Genomic DNA, 18663 nt, shown 5'->3' with positions numbered 1-18663 from the left:
GCGTAGTGAGCGAAAGCCTGCTTTTTTATTGTAATGGACAAAACCCGCAACGCATCAACCCGGGTACATCTTTAGAGAAGCAGCAGGTTTTGCGAACAGTCGTATTCAGTAGAGCGGATGGTTCTGAGCCGTTTAAATAGCTTGCAAAACGTGAGTGATCAGCGATACCTGTCCATAAGCTGTCGCTTTTTAGCATTTCAACATCTTCTCTTGCTTCCATTTCCGATCCCGGATCAGACAATAGTACATGGTATTGCCAGAGCCAGAACCCGAAGACATTCTCCCATAAGGTAAGGGGAGATATTGACACTACGCTGCGCAACGATGTAATGACTGCATGTGCATCATCCAGTACACGTTTAATCTGTGCTTGCCGGTCTTCGTCATCTATCATTTCCCAGTCTGCGGAATTTATAAATAGGCTGACGGTTTTATTGCCGAACTCCTCTCGCACACCGAACTGAAGATCTTCTGCCAATCCATTCCACATTTCGTCGTATGCAGCTAAATTATACAGTTGCATGGCGAAGAACATACCGAGGCGACGTACGAAGAACGACGCGGCTACGACTTCATTTGGACTTTGGCTGATAGTCTGAGTGACTTCGACGATGGTCTGTACTTTTGAAGAATCTAAGACATCTGCAAGCGTAAAGACTGGAATTGCCGGCGGTTCCAAGTAGACACTGTAACTATTCAATTCTCTGATTTGGTCTGCTGTAAGTGTAGTCATGACTTCAGTATAGTCAAACTACTTGGCGGAAACAACCCGAACGTGATACCTGCCCAACCAGTTTACTAGGCCTTTACATACAATAGGCAGTGAAGAGGTGGTGAAGAGTGGAAACTCAAGAATTGGCTCGCAATAAATCATTCGAGGTAGAGCAAAGGGAATGGAAGTTGCGGCAACGCAAAGAACGCGGCAAGCAACTGTTGACGATTGTGTCACCATTATTCCTGCTAGTGCTGTGGGAAGTGATGTCGAGAACAGGGATCTTGGATATTCGCTTTTTCCCGCCGCCCAGTAAGATTGTGCAAACCTTTTATGACATGATTGTGAGCGGCGTGATGGCGAAACATGTTGGCGTCTCATTGTATCGGATTTTCATCGGGTTTTTAGCAGGTGTCATTCCAGGCATTATTGTCGGTTTATTGATGGGATTATATTCTCCAATCCGGCATTTCGTTCAACCAATTGTTATGGCACTTATGCCAATTCCAACGTTGGCATTATTGCCAATCATCATTATTTTATTCGGAATTGGAGATTTGTCGAAGGTTGTGACGATTGCAGGAAGTGTATTTTTCCCAGTTGTCATTAATACGGCGGCGGGTGTATTGAATATCGACAAAATTTATTTGGATGTTGCTAGTAACTATCAAACGAGTCGCTGGAATTTCTTCTTTAAAATCGCTCTTCCCGGAGCACTTCCTGTCATGCTCGAAGGAATTCAGATGGGGCAGGCGATTGCGTTACTGACGATTGTGGCGGCAGAGATGATGGGAGCAACTTCTGGGATCGGTTATTTGATATGGACGTCCTATAAAGCCTTCTTATTGCCTGAAATGTATGTGGGATTAATACTCATCTCCTTTTTCGGTTATTTATTCTCGCTTATACTGCGTGCACTTCAAAATAAATTATTGCCATGGAGGTGAAAGAAATGGAGGGGAAGCCTAAGATTACGGTGGATGGACTAATGAAAGCATTTTATAAGAAACAGGGTAGTGTCATTGCGCTCGAAGATATTTCCCTAACGGTAGCTGAAGGTGAATTTGTTTGTCTCGTTGGGCCGAGCGGATGTGGCAAGACGACACTGTTGCGTATCTTGGCGGGACTTGAACAGCCGAGTGTCGGCAGCTTTACGATTGCGACTGAAACAAATAATCGGCCGTTACAATCGATGGTATTTCAGGAACGTGGTGTCATTCCGTGGCTGACGGTACGTGAAAATGTAGCCTTCGGGTTGAAGATGCGCAACTTGCCGACAGCATTCATAAATGAACGAACGGACTTTTATTTGAAGAAGACCGGGTTGGAACGGTTTGCTTCGCTGTACCCAAAAGAGTTGTCAGGCGGTATGAAGCAACGCGTGAGTATTGCGAGAGCCTTTGCGAATGATCCTGAGATTTTATTGATGGATGAACCGTTCGGTGCACTTGATGAACAGAATCGTTTTATTTTGCAGGAAGAGTTATTGAGTATTTGGGCAGAAACGAAGAAGACTGTATTATTCATTACACATAGTATCGATGAAGCGTTGTTGTTGAGTGATCGAATTTTGTTGATGGGCGCTCAACCGGGGAAAATCATTGAAGAAATCGTTATTGATATGCCAAGACCGAGAAAGATGGAAGATGTTCGGAAAGATCCGGAAATGGCGACAAAATTCATTGAGATATGGCGTCACTTGCAAGAGGAAGTACTGAAATCGAGAGAGTAAGGGATAAAAGGAGAGATGATGTGGGGAAATGGGTGAAGAAGGTAGGTTTGTTCAGCGTATTGTCGATCGTATTGATGATGGGGGCGTGTTCTCCGAAAGAAGTTACGAAGCCTGTATCGAATGACGACAAGCCAGCATCGGGTGATTTGGCTCCGCTTGATAAACAAGCGAAAGTATTTATAGCGGAAGACGGTGCTGCATCTGGCGCAGGTTTTTACATTGCGAAAGAAAAGGGATATTTTGAAGACTATAATATACGTGTAGAGTTTGCGGATTTTGCAAACAGCGATGATATGTTGCCCGCACTAGCCGCTGGGGAAGTGGATATCGCGGGTGGTGTTTCTACTGCATCATTCTTTAATGCGATCGCTCAAGGCATTGATGTACGGATCATCGCGGATAAAGGTCATAATATGCCCGGCAAATCGTACTTCAGTTTTGTCATCGGTAATCATATGGTCGATGAAATCAAAGAGTACAGCGACTTTAAAGGAAAGAAAATCGCGGTATCGTCTCGCAATTCCATTGATGGCTATATCTATGAAGAGATGTTAAAGCATGCAGGTTTAACGGAAGACGATGTAGAGTATGTACACATCGCAGACTTTGGTGCAATGCTTGGAGCGATTGATTCAGGAACAATTGATGCAGCATTGAATATCGAACCGCTTATCGCGCAAGGAATCAGTAAAGGTTTTCACGTTCGCTTTGGAGATGCTACCGATTATGCGCCTGAATCACAAATCGCCATGGTATTGGCTTCACCGAAGTTCATGGCCAATGAAGATTTGTCGCTACGCTTCATGGCAGCCTATTTAAAAGGAGTGCGTGACTATAACGACGCATTCTTTAAAGATCAAGGAAAAGAAGAGATCATAGACATTATGGTGAAACATACGGCATTGAAAGATCCTGAGTTATGGGAGAGGGTATTCGTAACGGGGCTCGATCCGAACGGCAAGATGTTTGTAGACGACATTAAGAAGCAGTATGAGATGTATAAGGCGAATGGGGCGATACGTGGTGAGATCGACTTCGATAAGTCTGTTGATCCGTCACTTGTTGAGCGTGCTATTAAGGAAATAGGGGTGTACGAAGATTGATAGTTAGTGGAGTTGTCCTAGAAGTCATGGTGTTGGTGACTTCTAGTGATGGCTCTTTTTTTGTTATGAAGAGGACGTTAGGGTAGGGAGTTGCGTTCCGGAAAGCATCCCTAGTTGGAGCTTCAATCCATCGTGGATGCCACTTCATTTACAGGGCCAACCTGTATGGCTAGCGCTTTTCTTCTAATGGAAAAAGGAGGTATATGTTATAAATTCAGCTATAATCAAACCCGAAATCATGCTAGAATAATAGGACTGACTATTCGGAAGTTTGGTGAAGAACATGAGAAAATACATAGGTGAAATCGGGTTGACGATCACTGCCATTATCTGGGGAAGCGGCTTTGTGATGAGTGCGCTCGCTTTGGAATATTATACACCGTATCAAATTTTGGCCGTACGTTTTGTCATAGGAGCGCTGCTACTTAGTATCGTCTTCCATAAACGTCTGCTTCGGATGGGTAAGTCAGTTTTATGGAAAGGTGCATTGCTTGGTGTTTTGCTGTATGGGGCATTTGCTTTGCAGACGGTAGGTTTACAGTTTACAACGCCTTCAAAGAATGCATTTTTAACCGGTGTAAATGTCGTGATGGTCCCGTTGATTGCATTCATTTTGTATAAGCGGAAGCTCGATACATTTGAATGGTTTGGTGCAGTACTGGCACTAATCGGAGTGGCGGTTTTATCGTTGCAGTGGTCTACTGCTATTAATATTGGCGATGTGCTGACACTCGGTTGTGCTGTGATGTTCGCATTTCATATTTTATACACGGCACGGTTTGTTCGCACAGAAGACGCCATTTTGCTCACGCTATTACAAATGGTTGTCGCCGCAGTGATCAGCTCCGTGACCGTTATCGCAATGGGCGAAACGTCATTCTCCATGGAACCAAAGGGTGTAAGTTCGGTGCTGTACTTAGCTGTGTTCTCTACGACTTTGGCATTCTTGATGCAAACAATTGGACAGAAACACGTATCAGAAACGAAAGCGGCTATTATATTATCGACAGAATCAGTTTGGGGCATGATTTTTTCGGTGGCCCTCGCCTATGAATTGTTGACGTTCCGCATGTTCCTAGGTGCACTCATTATCTTCATTGCGATTTTATTGTCAGAAGTTAGACCGCAACTATTGAAAAAACGAATCCCGACGCAAGTAGAAGAGCGTAACATTTGAAAAAGGGTTGTCCAGCAAGTCATCAACTGACTCTGGGACAACCCTTTACTATATTTTCTTTGCTGCCAATGAAGTTTGATAACTATGCAACGACATGCCCCCGATAATCACGAGCACGCCGACCAATGAAAGTGCCCCCGGTAATGGCATGCCTAGTAATAGCATCTCGCCAAGCATGGCAAAAATTAATCCGACAGACTGTGTGGCTTCGACAGCAGCCAGTTTCCCTTGATCATGTTGTACCATATCCGTCGCCATGAAGAATAGTGAAGTAGCGATCACACCTGAACTGACTGCAACAATTAATGACTGCACGACTTGGCCCATAGAAGGCAAGCCGACAGTTGCTGTTGCATAAACCGCTAGCAGTAACCAAATCGGTATTGTCATCCATGTCATCGCCAGTACACGCTGGAACGTATCAAGCCTTCCACCTACTAGATTCATCATTTTTCGGTTGCCAAGTGGGTAAGAGACCGCAGCAATGACAAGTGGCAATGTACCAAGCAGAATCGTTTTCGTCGATACGCTCGCTGCATGTGGAATCTGGATTAGCACAACACCTACTAAGATGATCAATGAAATTACCAATGAGACCGCTGGAATTCGGTGACGGATCATGCGTATTTCACCAGTTTCCGTCTTGGATTGAAACGTAAAGAAAGGGGCTAGCAACACGCCGGCGACGATTGTCATCTGCCATGTTCCAGCAACGAGCCATCCCGGACTATAGCCGGCTGAAAATGTCAGTGGACCATAAAACAGAACGAAAGCTACGAAACTCCAGATGAAAAAAGGCCAAGGTGCCGCAGTCATCTCCCGTTTTACACCGGGTAGACCACCGCGCATAGCTACGATGATCACTAGGAAGGGCACCATGAAGAAATAACGCAAAGATGCACTCCACATCCAACTGCCGCCATCTAGTTCCATTGATCGGTTCAACACAAAAGTCACTGCAAAAAACAGGGCGGATAGTATACCAATTCCAATTGCCCTCATATACTTACCCCCGCTGTTCTAGAAGTTGTAGCGCTTCAATAATGACTTGTGTAGCTTTCACCATATTATCTGCTGAGATGTATTCATATTTACCGTGGTAATTTTCACCGCCTGTGAAGATGTTTGGCGTTGGCATGCCCATATAAGATAGTTGTGACCCATCCGTACCACCACGAATGGGTGCGATGTTGGGTTCGATATCGAGACTACGATAGACGTCCGCCATTACGTCGACAATTTCCATGACAGGTGCAATTTTCTCCCCCATATTGAAGTACTGATCGGTTACTGTCAGCTCTATCGCATGTTCACCGTGCTTCTCTTGAAGACGTGTAGCGGTATCTTGCAAGAGCTGTTTGCGAGCTTCAAAAGAATTTCTGTCAAAGTCACGAATAATATATTGATAGGTTGTTTTTTCTACAGAACCATCTACGTGCATTAGGTGAATGAAGCCTTTATAGTTTTCTGTTTCTTGCGGGATTTCATGTTCCGGCATGGCTTGATGGAACTCTGCCGCGATCAATAGGGAGTTGACCATTTTACCTTTTGCAGTTCCCGGATGGACATTCGTTCCGTGAAACGTTACGTCCGCGCCTGCAGCATTGAAGCTCTCATACTGAAGTTCTCCAAGTGGTCCGCCATCCATTGTATAAGAGAAATCTGCACCGAATCGTTCTACGTCAAACTTAAGCGGACCACGCCCGATTTCTTCGTCAGGTGTGAAGCCAACGCGAACTTTGCCATGTTTGATTTCCGGATGTTCCACTAAATATTGCATAGCTGTCATAATTTCTGCGATACCGGCTTTATCGTCAGCGCCTAGTAAAGTCGTGCCATCCGTCGTGATCAGTGTATGACCGACATAGTTGTGGAGTTCGGGAAATGCTTGTACGGACATGACTGTTGTTTCATTCAATGAAATGTCTTTGCCATCATAGTTGTCGATGCGCTGAGGGTTGACGTTTGTCCCCGTGTAGTCCGTTGCTGTATCGACATGTGCTAGAAAGCCGACTGTAGGCAGTTGTTTGTCGGTGTTAGCCGGTAGTGTGCCGAAGAGATAGCCGTTTTCGTCCACCGAGATTTCGTCGAGACCGATGTCGGCCATTTCTTTTTCGAGCATACGTAGCAGATCCCATTGTTTTGCGGTAGACGGTGTCGTGTCCGAGGTAGCATCGGATTGAGTGTCGATTTTAGCATAGCGGATGAGTCGTTCAATCAGTTCTTCTTTCATGTAGCAAGCTCCTCTCCAAGATACGAATTAATGTTTTCATTCTAACAGAGGTGTGTGAATATTACGCTTAAAATGAAAAAAGAACCGAGAGTTTCGGTTCTTGGGAAATCATAAAGGTTTAGTTAGTGTTGGGGGAGGGATTTACGCTCTAGGCGGACGCGTTCTGGAGGGGCCGCGGTGAGCCAACCAGTCGCAGGCTCCCTTGGTTGTCTCACCTGTCGACCTGATCCTCCCAGAGTCGCCGCCTGCCGCTTCAATCCCTTACATAGTAAGTGGTTGACACCTACTGTTGTTCAGTAAAACTAGGTTTGTAATTGGTTTTGACTCGGAACTTCATCTGCACTTGAACTTAGATAAGTTGAAACTCAACAATAGTTAACACACTACCTACTTAGTGGAGCGACATAAGTCCCTCCACTAAGTAGGTAGGATTGAAGCGTAAGCTGGGGGCGACTACGGGAGGATCAGCAAAAGCGAAGCGTTAGGAGCATGTATGTTCCTAGACTTCAACAGAAAAGCCACGCCCTCCGGAAAGCGTCCCCAGCTAGAGCTTCAATCCCCTCGTACACACAGATTAGCCCCCAATTTTTCAAAATGTTCGATTTAGATTTTGCTTTTATTTATAATCAAGCAAATATATTAATCGTTGTAATGATGATCGGCATCGAGACGACGTCTATGAGGAAGGCGCCTACGATAGGGACGATCAAGAAGGCTTTACGTGACGGGCCGTAGCGTCCCGTAACGGCTGCCATGTTTGCCATTGCGTTTGGTGTCGCACCTAGACTATGACCCGCGAAACCAGCGATCATAACCGCTGCGTCGTAATCCTTACCAAGCAAGCGGAACAAGATGAAGATTGCAAACAATATGACGAAGATCACTTGTACAAAGACAATCAGTAACAATGGAAGCGCCAAGTCTGCGATTTCCCACAGCTTGATGCTCATTAACGCCATCGATAGGAAAATACCAAGTGATACGTCGCCGATCAAATTGATGCTCGTCATATGAACGGCGTCTTCTTTCACGCGATCTACAATGTTTCGTACGATAACCGCGACGAACATCGCGCCTACGTAGCCAGGCATTACGAAGCCAGTAGCGTTTGAGAAAAGATCTCCTATCAGCGTACCGCCAGCAATACAAAGTGTAATCAATAGAGTCTGTGTTAGGAAGTTGTCGGTATTGATTGGCTTTTCCAATGACTCCACGGAGTATGCTTCTCCATGCTCAACTTCTGTAGATTTCAAATCATATTTATTGATTAAGTATTTAACGATCGGACCACCGACTAGACCACCTGCTACAAGACCAAAAGTAGCCGCTGCGATACCAATGGATAGTGCTGAATCAATGCCCAGACTTTCTAATGTTTCACCGTAAGCCGTAGCGCCACCGTGTCCGCCTTCCATGGAGACAGCGCCAGCCATCATACCAATCAACGGATGTAGACCAAATATATAGGACATGGAGACACCTATGACGTTTTGAGCTAGGGCTAAGAAGCCACAAGCTGCCCAGTAGATCAGCAATAATTTTCCGCCAAGACGGATTAGACGAAAACTAGCACCGAGACCGACTGTTGTGAAAAATGTCAGCATGAATAAACTTTGTAGTGATGTATCCAACGAAAAACTTAGTAAATCGAAGTACTTCAAAATAGTCGCTACAAACGCGAATAGTAAACCACCGACAACAGGGGCAGGGATACAGAACTTCTGTAGAAAGCCGATTTTACGGACTAACACCGTACCCAGTGTGAGGAGGGCTAACGCTAAAAATAGCGTAGTGATTTGATTTAGCTCAATTGTCATGTGATTCGACCTCCCAGCAATGCAAAGATTGCTTCATTTGTTAGATAAGCTCCCAGCTTAACCGTTTGATTAGTATGATCAAGTGACGGATTTATTTCGGAAATGTCGAATGAAAGGGTTTTCTCATGCGATGCAACAGTTTGAATGAAAGAGCGTACGATCAACGGGTCCAATCCGAAGGGGGACGGCGCACTTACACCTGGAGCATATGCAGAATTCAGGACATCCGAGCATAATGTTAACAAAATAGCGTCCTGTTTTTCAATGAATAACTGTATTTTTTTAAAAGTATCGTCTAAAGGACTTGTCGTAATTTGTTGTTCTGTGACATATGTCACGCTTTTTGCATCGGCTTCTGCGAATAATGCTTCCGTGTTGCCGAACTCCTGTATACCTAGCACGAGATAGTCGACGTTCAGATCAGCGTCAAGTATTTGCTTGAACATCGTGCCTGAAGAAGGTTGATCATCGTAGCTACGAAGATCAAAGTGTGCATCAATATTTATGACACCAATTCTTGCGTCAGGACCAAGGAAGTTGCGAACTCCTGTATAATGACCGAAAGCGGTTTCATGTCCACCGCCTAAAATGACAGGAGTTCCATGATTTTGAAGGCTATTTTGAACGACTGCTCCTAATTCAGCTTGCGCTTGTTCTAACTTGTCATCTTTACATACTATGGTACCTAAATCGACTAGCTGACAGTCCGCCGGTAAGCGCCAAGGCAGTTTTGCTAGTTCGCTTCGTAGTGCATTCGGTCCTTCTGCAGCACCCAGTCTGCCATTATTTCGACGTACACCTTCTTCGCAAGAAAATCCAATCAGGGTACAAGTCTTATCGGTATAGATTTCCTTTAATTCGGAAAATTGGATGATTTGGTGCATTCGAAATGCAGCTCTGTCAGTCTCGCTATCGGTGCGACCTGACCAGTATTTTTCATTTGATGGAATTAACAATATACTTCATCCTTTTCAACGTGATATTCTTACTATAATGGTCTGTACTTATTAATTCTAATACATGTTGTTCATATATTCATGCATAAAGGCTATAAGTGGAGGTGAAAAGTATGGAATTGAAGCAATTGCAGTATTTTGTGATAGTGGTGCAACAGTCTAGTTTTTCAGAAGCTGCCAAAAAACTTCATCTTTCACAACCTTCGCTCAGTAAAGCGATCAAGAACTTAGAAGTCGAAGTAGGATTTCAGTTACTTGAACGTACGACCAAACGTGTCCAACTGACAGAATCAGGTAATGTGGTTTATGAGCGTGCAATGAAGATTCTCCATGAGATAGATATTCTACAGCAAGAAATTAAAGAAGTGAAGTGCACAGGCAGTGGAAGTGTACAGATCGGTGTGATTGAATCAGTGAAAAACTGGCTTCCTTCTATATTACATGCATATCGTCAGGAGTTTCCATCGATGCATGTGAAGTTAATTGAGGTATTAGACCGTGGAGATGTTGAGCGAGCGCTCCGTCAGTACACGGTTCATGTTTGCTTGACAAATCAATTTATAGAGGCATCGGATATTGCAACAATTCCTTTGTATCAAGAGCAATTAGCAGTTGTCATGCATCCTGAACATCGTCTGGCAAGCCAGGAATCCATTACGCTAGCTGATCTAGAAGATGAAGCACTCATCGTTACGAGTGTTGGATTGCAAACTAGACAAGATATTTTTGCTGCATTTGCTGAAGAAGGAGTGCAAATGAATATAGGTTATGAAGTAGAGCGTTTTGAAACGATTGTGGAGTTGATACGAAAGAATATTGGCATTTCAATTATCCCACAAGAATATTTTGCACATGAACCTGATTCAACCATTGTCATTAAAACAACCAATTCGAAGACGCTGACACGTACAGTCTATCTCACGTATTTTAAAAAACGGTATATGCCGCCAGCTATTGAGAAGTTGGTGAGTAGTATGCAAATGCAGCATGACTCCTATGTGAAGTGGATAGAAGGAGGAGAGCTGGATGAATAAGTTATTATTCGGTATGTTAGTTGTCATTACGACTGCTTTAATGGGATCCTCGTTTGCTATTGGAAAAATCGGATTGGCATACTCTTCACCGTTGTTGCTAGTAGCATTACGTTTTACCATTGCAGGAGTGATCATGGCGGTAATTGTGAAAATAATGAAAAAACCCCATCCTAAAACAATTGGGGAGTGGAAGTGGCTTGCACTGATCGGTTCATTGCAGACCGCTGCAGTCATGGGGTGTATTTTTATAGCACTTCGCACCATAACATCAGGTGAAACATCTATTTTAACGTTTACGAACCCATTGCTTGTCGTGGTCATTGGGACATTAGTATTGAAGATTCATTACCGCTTGCAACAGTGGATTGGAGTCATTTGCGGATTGTTTGGGGTATTTATTACAATGGGTGGTCATTTGAATTTGAAGATTGGTACGGTATTAGGGTTTTTATCTGCAGTAGCATGGGCTTGCGCAACATTGCTCGTCAAAGTACATGGTCACCGTTTTGATACGTGGGTGATGACAGCCTATCAAATGTTATTTGGCGGATTAATCCTATTCGTGGCGAGTTATCTACTTGAAGAACCATTTTTCCTAGCGAATCCCTTATCATTGGCAATTTTAGGATGGCTTGCGATTGCCGCATCTATTGTACAATTTTCTATTTGGTTTTATTTATTGCAGACAGGAAATCCCGAAAGAACGAGTGCGTTTCTGTTCTTGGCCCCGTTCTTTGGGACGTTGTCGGGATGGGTTCTGTTGGATGAGAAGTTGTCTATGTCATTGGTTTTAGGTGGAATGCTCATTAGTTTGGGAATATTCCTCGTCAACTGGCGCAGCAAACGAGAGTTGAGTAGTGACCTATTGCCATAGACGGCAATAGGCCTGGAGTTCGCTGAGGAATGCTTGTACTTCCTTCGTGTTGGAATGGGTTCCTGTATAAAGAGTACGTTTGATTGGCGCTACTTTATAATCGAGTACAGTTAGTTCACCTTTTGCAAGTTCGTGTTTGCAACTATGACGCGACAAAATAGCGATGCCTAGTCCACTTAGAACAGCTTGTTTGATGCTTTCTGGCGAGCCCATGATAGTGGGCTGTACTTGTACTCCATATTGTTGAAGCGACTGATCAATTAATGGACGGCTAGGATCTTTCGTGTCAGGTAGGATCCAATGTGTATTTTGTAAATCTAGGATGGATGGGCTTTTTTTATGTGCAAGCGGATGATGAATGGAAGCAAAGAGTAATAATTCGTCTTGCATAAATGCTTTAGACGATGGTAAATGGTCTAGTTCACTACAACCAATGTCGGCTTTCTTGCTTTTTAGTAATCGCTTAATTTCAGATGAAGGTGCGGTCATCAGTTCCAGATGCATGTCGGGATACTTCGCGTGTAGCCGGGTAAGGACATCCGGTAAAATGGCTTGCGAAATAACCGGTGAAGCGGCAATACGTAAGGTTCCTTTTAGTACCGTGGATTGCGTTACGTCTACCTTCGTACGATCAGTCAAATCAATCATCTCCCATGTGCGTTGATATAGTAATCATCCAGCGAGTTTCACGATATCCAATAAACGGGCGAATTTTGTATGAAAAAATAGCCTTGCATTATTCTGCAAGGCATCAAGCATACAATTATAGAACTGTGTAATTTTTGTGTGCGACGACAGTCATATTGGAAGCTGCTCCAATGTTTTCCGCGTCTTCTTCAGAAATTTTCACAATGACGGAGTTTTCGAGAATCTTGTGTATAGTTCCGGAAACTTCATGTTCATTACGGTTGAAAGATATGACTTCGTCTACATACCGTGATGCTACAAAATCAGAAACTGGACGATCTTTTCGTGGGAATGCCAATCGAATCAACTCCTTCAGTAGTATGGATTCTAGTTTGTCGTAATTTGTCGTGAAAATCAGACGAAAAGTACGTACAATAGCTTACTAGAACTAGTATAACACATTTTGAGAAATAATTCATCATACTAGAATTGTGTCGAATGAGCAAGTTTTGCGAAGAATCATTTCTAGGAGTTGACTGGTTACACTGCCAAAGATAGAGAGTATAGATTCCGTGTAAATCAATCCGTTGACATTATACCTGGAGGGGTATAATATAAAACTAACAGTAAGGAGGTTGAACGATATGGAATACGATGATAAAGTCAAAAATCGGTTAAAGCGTCTAGAGGGTCAAATCAAAGGTGTCTTGCGTATGATGGAAGAAGGCAAGGACTGTAAAGAAGTGATTACGCAATTATCAGCCAGTCGTTCTGCTATTGATCGTACAATTGGCGTAATTGTGAGTTCGAATTTAATTGCCTGTATAGAGAATCTAGATGAAGTAGATGAACGTACGCATGAATCCATCATTAAGGAAGCGGTGGATCTTCTAGTAAAGAGTCGCTAAGCAATATCGCTTGACTCTTTTTTTACAACATATAATATACCCCTATAGGTATTTAGTAAAGTAATTTTCAAATAGAAGGGATCGAGAATATGACGGAGCAAAAGAAAACGACGATCGTATTATTTAGTGGAGATTATGATAAGGCGATGGCGGCTTACATTATCGCAAACGGCGCAGCGGCGTATGATCATGAGGTAACCATTTTCCATACATTCTGGGGATTGAACGCATTGCGAAAAGATGAACCTATTAAAAATAATAAGAATTTTATTGAAAAACTTTTTGGAAACATGATGCCGCGTGGAGCGGATAAACTGGGATTATCTCAAATGAACTTTGCAGGAATGGGTCCGAAGATGATTAAGCACGTGATGAAAAAGCATAATGCGATGACATTACCACAACTAATCGATATGGCAGTGGAGCAAGATGTGAAGTTGATCGCTTGTACGATGACCATGGATTTACTAGGCCTAGGTGAAATAGAACTTTTGAAAGAAGTTGAGTATGGCGGTGTAGCGGCTTACTTAGGAGAAGCACAAGACGGTCAAGTGAACTTATTTATTTAATTTTTTTGCAAAAACAAATACCCTAGGGTGTATAGGAGGAATACCATGATTCAGTCAGATAACGTGTTGGATGCAAAAGGTCTTGCCTGTCCGATGCCCATTGTGAAGACGAGAAAGATGATGAAAGATATGGAAGATGGTCAAGTGCTCGAAGTTCAATCTACAGATTCAGGTACAACAGCAGATTTGCAGGCATGGACGGAAAGTGTGGGACATCAATACGTTGGTCATGTGAAGGAGGCGGATGTCTGGCGCCACTTCGTACGAAAATCGGGCCAGGAAGATCAGTCACAAAAAGAATATCCGGTTACGGTTGACAACAGTCAGTTGATGGACCAACTGCAACAACCTGACGCAGTGTTACTAGATGTCCGGGAAGAAGTCGAATATGCATTTGCGCATATTCCTGGCGCCCAATCTATACCACTTGGTCAGTTGGATGAACGTATGGAGTATTTGGACCAGAACAAGAAATTTTACGTTGTATGCCGAACAGGTAACCGCAGTGATATGGCGTGTCAAAAACTAGTCGCACATGGATTTGAACGTGTCTCGAATGTCATTCCTGGCATGTCGAAGTGGAACGGCGAGACGGAAAATACAGCAGGGGGTATGAATTCATGAGAATCATTCAATCAAGTGAAGTAGCAAAGAGTGTAATTGCGAAAGAATCATTATTCATTTTAGATGTGCGAAATACAGATGCATTCGAGGATTGGAAAATCGAAGGAGAGCGAGTACGCCATTTAAACGTGCCATACTTTGATTTATTGGATGGCATTGAAGAAATTGAAGATCAATTGCCAAAAGATGAAGAAATCTTAGTTGTCTGTGCAAAAGAAGGTTCGTCCATCCTAATGGCAGAAATTCTTGAAGAAGCAGGTTTCTCAGTAGGTTATCTTTTAGGTGGAATGAAAGCATGGAGTGAGTATCTTGAGCCTGTGAAAATTGCCGATTTAAAATCGGGTGGGGAGCTATATCAATTCGTTCGTCTTGGTAAAGGATGTCTTTCCTACATGGTCATGTCGGGTGGAGAAGCAGCAATCATTGATGCTACACGTATGACAAATGTGTTCACGGACTTTGCCAAGCAGCGCGGTGTGAAGATTACAAACGTATTCGATACTCACTTGCATGCGGATCATATTTCAGGTGGTCGGCAGATCGCAAAAACAATGGGTGCAACGTATTGGCTGCCACCGAAAGATGCCGAAGAGGTAGTATTTGAATATGCTGCATTAGAAGGCGATATGTCTATTCAGATAGGTGACACACGAATTGATATTCAAGCGCTTTATTCGCCAGGACACACCATTGGTTCGACCTCACTTATCGTGGACGACAGCTATTTGATGACAGGTGATATTCTGTTCATTGATTCGATTGGACGCCCTGATTTAGCAGGTTTAGCAGAAGATTGGGTAGGTGACTTGCGTGAGTCTTTGTATAGCCGTTATAAAAAATTATCGAAGGATTTAACTGTCTTACCAGCTCACTTCATGATTATAGATGAGTTGAATGAAGACGGTAGCGTGTCGGAGAAGCTCGGCGTATTGTATGAGCAAAATCACGGTTTGAACATTGAGGATGAAAAAGAGTTCAGAGAGTTAGTCACAGGGAACTTGCCTCCACAGCCTAACGCATACGAGGAAATTCGTCTGACGAACATGGGCAAGATCCAGCCTGACGAGGAAACGCAACGCGAGATGGAGATTGGCCCGAATCGCTGTGCGGTCCGGTAAATAGTAAATTTTATTTATATGAAAAATTTAAAGGAGAAGATATATATGAATACAACAACGTTTTTAGATGCAAAAGGCCTGGCATGTCCAATGCCAATTGTACGGGCAAAGAAAGCAATGAAAGATATGCAAACAGGAGAAGTTCTTGAGATTCATACGACAGACAAAGGATCAGTATCCGACCTGACAGCATGGGCCGCTTCTGGCAATCATGAAATAAAAGATCAGCAACAAGAGTCTGATGTCTTTAAATTCTGGATCCAAAAAGGATAAACTAAGGATAGAGGGAATGGCTGTCTCCCTCTTTCGTTGGGAAGAAGGGAGGACATCATGACAATTCCATTTATCATCACGATCTTCCTCATTGGCTTCGTCGGCTCGTTCCTTTCGGGTATGATGGGAATCGGTGGCGCAATAATCAAATATCCAATGTTACTATTTATTCCTGCATTACTTGGTTTTGCTGCATTTACACCACATGAAGTAGCCGGAATTACTGCAGTGGAAGTTTTCTTTGCATCACTTTCAGGCGTTTTAGCGTATAGAAAGAGTAATCTGATCTTGAAGCCACTTGTTCTCTATATGGGAATCAGTGTATTAGTCGGCAGTGTACTTGGCGGTGCTGGGTCTAGTATGCTTTCAGAAGCTACGGTCAACGTAATCTACGGTATTCTAGCTGTCGTGGCGGCAATTATGATGGTTATACCAAAAAAAGACCTCGACAATCAGCCGATCGATGAAATTACTTTCAATCGCTTCATTGCTTCGAGTGCCGCCTTTATCGTCGGCTTGGCGGCTGGAATCGTCGGAGCTGGCGGCGCATTCATCATGGTACCGATTATGCTCGTGATATTAAAAATACCCACACGCGTCACGATTGCTACATCACTAGCGATTACGTTGTTGTCATCGGTGGGCTCGGCATCAGGCAAGCTCTTAACAGGCCAAGTACCCTATGGACCAGCTGTCGTTATGATTATCGCTAGCATCATTGCCGCTCCAATCGGTGTAAAAGTGAGCGGGAAAGTAAACACCAAAGTACTACAAAGCATTCTAGCTGTACTCATCATGGCTTCCGCTGTGAAAATATGGTGGGACATATTCTAACCAATCACAATCGCCAGCACATTGTTCAATGAACATGTGCTGGCGATTTTTTTGGTGAAGTCATAAGTGGAACATCATTAAATGCACTTCGGCTCTTGTAGGTAGCTCTCGCAATGAGAAGCAGACAGGAAATGCGCCTTCGTTTAGTAAATGTGTAAAACATAATACGTAAAATAATCAATGACGTAAACTAGTTGATCGTAAGTGGAAGGCGGCGACTCCCAGAGGATCATCGTGAGTTCGAGACCCTGGACAGGTGCCTTAATTTCTGCAGAGTACACAGAAATACGGCAAAGCGAACCCTTCGCTGTTCGCTTGGCTCAAGCCACGCCCTCGGGAAAGCGTCCGCCTGGAACGTCGATCAACGGTGCCTTCACTTATCCTACGTTCATTGCAAAGTATTGAAAGTACTACGGATTTCAAAACATTCGATTAAATTACCTTGCAATAGACTAGGAATAGCCGTATACTATTTTTCAACGATGGAAAACGAATAGACATACTCTTATCAAGAGAGGCGGAGGGATTAGGCCCTGTGATGCCCGGCAACCGGCGAAAGCAAAGGTGCTACTTCCTACAAACTTTCAATAGTTTGGAAGATAAGGGAGGAATGAGCGAAAGCAGAGCCCTCTTCTTATTATGGAAGATGGCTTTTTCTGTACTTAGCGAATCGTCCTCTTGTGTTTTTCTTGTCTAGTTCTAGGAGGAAGTTGTCCGAGGAGTTTCGGTGTTCCATCAATACATAAAAAAGGGGAATGGTTATGACGAATTTACAGCCAGAAACGATATTATTACACGGAGGGCAAAAGCCGGATCCCGAAACAGGCTCACGTGCCTTGCCGATTCATCGTACGACTTCTTATGTATTCAGAGACACGGAGCACGCACAAAACTTATTTGCCTTGAAAGAAGCCGGCAATATCTATACAAGAATTACGAACCCGACAGTAGCTGTCTTTGAAGAGCGTGTCGCACAGTTAGAAGGTGGATCCGCTGCAGTGGCGTTGTCTTCTGGAATGGCGGCGATTGCTTTCTCTATTATGAACATCGCTGAAGCTGGCGATGAAATCGTGGCAGCCAGCAATCTTTACGGTGGCACATACAACTTATTCGCCGTGACATTACCACGCTATGGCATCAACGTGAAGTTTGTTGACGCGTCTGATCCAAAGAACTTTGAGGCAGCTATTACGGATAAAACGAAAGCGTTGTTTGCAGAAACCATCGGTAACCCGAGTTTGCAAGTTCTTGACGTCGAAGCCGTTGCGAACATCGCACATGATAATGGCATTCCATTACTAGTAGATAATACATTCCCGTCACCTTATGGATCAAATCCTATCGAGTACGGTGCGGATGTAGTGATCCACTCAGCGACGAAATGGATTGGCGGACACGGTACGACCATCGGTGGTGTAGCAGTGGATGCTGGGAAATTCGATTGGACGCAAGGTAGATTCCCAGGTTTTACAGAGCCGGATGAATCCTATCATGGCTTACGTTACGGAATCGATACAGCTGCTGCGGCATTCGCAACGAAACTGCGCGTACAATTGCTAAGAGACTTCGGACCATGTCTGTCACCAGATAGTGCATTCAACTTGTTGCAAGGTTTGGAAACCCTTCACTTACGCGTACCTCGCCACAATGAGAACGCACAAAAAGTCGCGGCATTCTTGCAAGAACACCCGGCAGTAGAATGGGTGACATATACGGGTCTAGAAGATCATCCAACAGCGGAACTAGCAAATAAACATTTGAAAAACGGCTATGGTTCCATTATCGTATTTGGTATCAAAGGCGGGCGCGATGCTGGAAGACAAGTAATCGACAATGTAGAAATTTGGTCTCATGTAGCGAATGTGGGAGATGCAAAGTCATTAATCATTCATCCAGCATCCACAACTCATCAGCAGTTGTCTGTGGAAGATTTGAAAGACTCAGGTGTTAGCGAAGAGCTAATCCGCTTATCTGTAGGGCTGGAGTCGGCAGAGGATATTATTGCAGATTTGAAGCAAGCTATCGAAAAAGCAGCAAACTAATATAGAAAAGAACACCGTCGCAAATGCGAC

The 18663-nt window shown here is 43.7% G+C and carries 20 protein-coding genes and 1 riboswitch; of the genes, 13 read left to right on the top strand and 7 right to left on the bottom strand.

Annotated elements, in window-relative coordinates; genetic code table 11:
* Nucleotides 1-25: 25 nt before the first annotated feature.
* Nucleotides 26-733 (bottom strand): hypothetical protein, encoded by a 708-nt coding sequence (locus CSV63_RS11520; RefSeq protein ID WP_099695931.1) that lies wholly within the window; start codon nucleotides 731-733, stop codon nucleotides 26-28.
* A gap of 107 nt (nucleotides 734-840) precedes the next feature.
* Here CSV63_RS11520 and CSV63_RS11515 point away from each other — a divergent pair, with 107 nt between their 5' ends.
* From CSV63_RS11515 to CSV63_RS11500, 4 genes are all read left to right on the top strand, one after another.
* Nucleotides 841-1659, top strand: a complete 819-nt coding sequence (locus tag CSV63_RS11515) for an ABC transporter permease (RefSeq protein ID WP_099695930.1) — start codon at nucleotides 841-843, stop codon at nucleotides 1657-1659.
* A gap of 5 nt (nucleotides 1660-1664) precedes the next feature.
* Nucleotides 1665-2444 (top strand): ABC transporter ATP-binding protein, encoded by a 780-nt coding sequence (locus CSV63_RS11510; RefSeq protein WP_099695929.1) that lies wholly within the window; start codon nucleotides 1665-1667, stop codon nucleotides 2442-2444.
* A 74-nt stretch (nucleotides 2445-2518) separates the two neighbouring features.
* Complete coding sequence (locus CSV63_RS11505; protein ID WP_369823845.1) at nucleotides 2519-3547, top strand: ABC transporter substrate-binding protein; 1029 nt, start codon at nucleotides 2519-2521, stop codon at nucleotides 3545-3547.
* 283 nt (nucleotides 3548-3830) lie between these two features.
* On the top strand, nucleotides 3831-4724 hold the full coding sequence (locus tag CSV63_RS11500) for a DMT family transporter (RefSeq protein ID WP_099695928.1): 894 nt from the start codon (nucleotides 3831-3833) through the stop codon (nucleotides 4722-4724).
* A gap of 48 nt (nucleotides 4725-4772) precedes the next feature.
* Here CSV63_RS11500 and CSV63_RS11495 read toward each other — a convergent pair whose 3' ends face one another.
* From CSV63_RS11495 to hutG, 4 genes are all read right to left on the bottom strand, one after another.
* Entirely contained in the window at nucleotides 4773-5726 is a 954-nt protein-coding gene (locus tag CSV63_RS11495; RefSeq protein ID WP_099695927.1) for a DMT family transporter, read from the bottom strand.
* Nucleotides 5727-5730: 4 nt separating this feature from the next.
* A complete protein-coding gene (pepT, locus tag CSV63_RS11490; RefSeq protein WP_099695926.1) occupies nucleotides 5731-6957 on the bottom strand; it encodes a peptidase T in 1227 nt (408 codons plus the stop codon).
* A 626-nt stretch (nucleotides 6958-7583) separates the two neighbouring features.
* Nucleotides 7584-8774 (bottom strand): sodium/glutamate symporter, encoded by a 1191-nt coding sequence (gene gltS / locus CSV63_RS11485; protein WP_099695925.1) that lies wholly within the window; start codon nucleotides 8772-8774, stop codon nucleotides 7584-7586.
* Nucleotides 8771-9730, bottom strand: a complete 960-nt coding sequence (gene hutG, locus CSV63_RS11480; protein WP_099695924.1) for a formimidoylglutamase — start codon at nucleotides 9728-9730, stop codon at nucleotides 8771-8773. The genes gltS and hutG overlap by 4 nt, the downstream gene beginning before the upstream one ends.
* Nucleotides 9731-9843: 113 nt before the next feature.
* Between hutG and CSV63_RS11475 the strand changes: the two genes are divergently transcribed.
* Both CSV63_RS11475 and CSV63_RS11470 read left to right on the top strand, forming a co-directional pair.
* The gene (locus CSV63_RS11475; protein ID WP_099695923.1) at nucleotides 9844-10764 is read left to right on the top strand and encodes a LysR family transcriptional regulator; all 921 of its coding nucleotides are present in this window, start codon (nucleotides 9844-9846) and stop codon (nucleotides 10762-10764) included.
* Nucleotides 10757-11638: a DMT family transporter gene (locus tag CSV63_RS11470; RefSeq protein ID WP_099695922.1), complete on the top strand. Its 882-nt coding sequence runs from the start codon at nucleotides 10757-10759 to the stop codon at nucleotides 11636-11638. The genes CSV63_RS11475 and CSV63_RS11470 overlap by 8 nt, the downstream gene beginning before the upstream one ends.
* On the opposite strand, the gene CSV63_RS11465 is transcribed toward CSV63_RS11470, so the two are convergent.
* The gene (locus CSV63_RS11465; RefSeq protein ID WP_158233963.1) at nucleotides 11627-12277 is read right to left on the bottom strand and encodes a LysR substrate-binding domain-containing protein; all 651 of its coding nucleotides are present in this window, start codon (nucleotides 12275-12277) and stop codon (nucleotides 11627-11629) included. The genes CSV63_RS11470 and CSV63_RS11465 overlap by 12 nt on opposite strands.
* 124 nt (nucleotides 12278-12401) lie before the next feature.
* Nucleotides 12402-12623 (bottom strand): DUF2187 family protein, encoded by a 222-nt coding sequence (locus CSV63_RS11460; protein WP_029053955.1) that lies wholly within the window; start codon nucleotides 12621-12623, stop codon nucleotides 12402-12404.
* A gap of 286 nt (nucleotides 12624-12909) precedes the next feature.
* Between CSV63_RS11460 and CSV63_RS11455 the strand changes: the two genes are divergently transcribed.
* From CSV63_RS11455 to CSV63_RS11425, 7 genes are all read left to right on the top strand, one after another.
* Nucleotides 12910-13173: a metal-sensitive transcriptional regulator gene (locus CSV63_RS11455; RefSeq protein WP_099695920.1), complete on the top strand. Its 264-nt coding sequence runs from the start codon at nucleotides 12910-12912 to the stop codon at nucleotides 13171-13173.
* 89 nt (nucleotides 13174-13262) lie between these two features.
* Entirely contained in the window at nucleotides 13263-13742 is a 480-nt protein-coding gene (locus CSV63_RS11450; RefSeq protein ID WP_099695919.1) for a DsrE/DsrF/DrsH-like family protein, read from the top strand.
* A 45-nt stretch (nucleotides 13743-13787) separates the two neighbouring features.
* Nucleotides 13788-14366 carry a sulfurtransferase TusA family protein gene (locus CSV63_RS11445; RefSeq protein WP_099695918.1) on the top strand — a complete coding sequence of 193 codons (579 nt, stop codon included), beginning with the start codon at nucleotides 13788-13790 and terminating at the stop codon, nucleotides 14364-14366.
* Nucleotides 14363-15484: an MBL fold metallo-hydrolase gene (locus tag CSV63_RS11440; protein WP_099695917.1), complete on the top strand. Its 1122-nt coding sequence runs from the start codon at nucleotides 14363-14365 to the stop codon at nucleotides 15482-15484. Before CSV63_RS11445 ends, CSV63_RS11440 begins: the two co-directional genes overlap by 4 nt.
* Nucleotides 15485-15529: 45 nt before the next feature.
* Nucleotides 15530-15757 carry a sulfurtransferase TusA family protein gene (locus tag CSV63_RS11435; protein ID WP_099673456.1) on the top strand — a complete coding sequence of 76 codons (228 nt, stop codon included), beginning with the start codon at nucleotides 15530-15532 and terminating at the stop codon, nucleotides 15755-15757.
* A 57-nt stretch (nucleotides 15758-15814) separates the two neighbouring features.
* Nucleotides 15815-16591, top strand: coding sequence for a sulfite exporter TauE/SafE family protein (locus CSV63_RS11430; RefSeq protein ID WP_099695916.1), 777 nt, complete (start codon nucleotides 15815-15817; stop codon nucleotides 16589-16591).
* A 502-nt stretch (nucleotides 16592-17093) separates the two neighbouring features.
* Nucleotides 17094-17197: riboswitch (SAM riboswitch) on the top strand.
* 155 nt (nucleotides 17198-17352) lie between these two features.
* A complete protein-coding gene (locus CSV63_RS11425) occupies nucleotides 17353-18633 on the top strand; it encodes an O-acetylhomoserine aminocarboxypropyltransferase/cysteine synthase family protein (protein ID WP_099695915.1) in 1281 nt (426 codons plus the stop codon).
* The last annotated feature ends 30 nt before the right edge of the window (nucleotides 18634-18663 follow it).

This window comes from Sporosarcina sp. P34 (assembly GCF_002743375.1).
Lineage (GTDB): Bacteria > Bacillota > Bacilli > Bacillales_A > Planococcaceae > Sporosarcina.
Note: the sequence above shows the minus strand (reverse complement) of the source record. Positions and strands in the feature narration are given on the sequence as shown.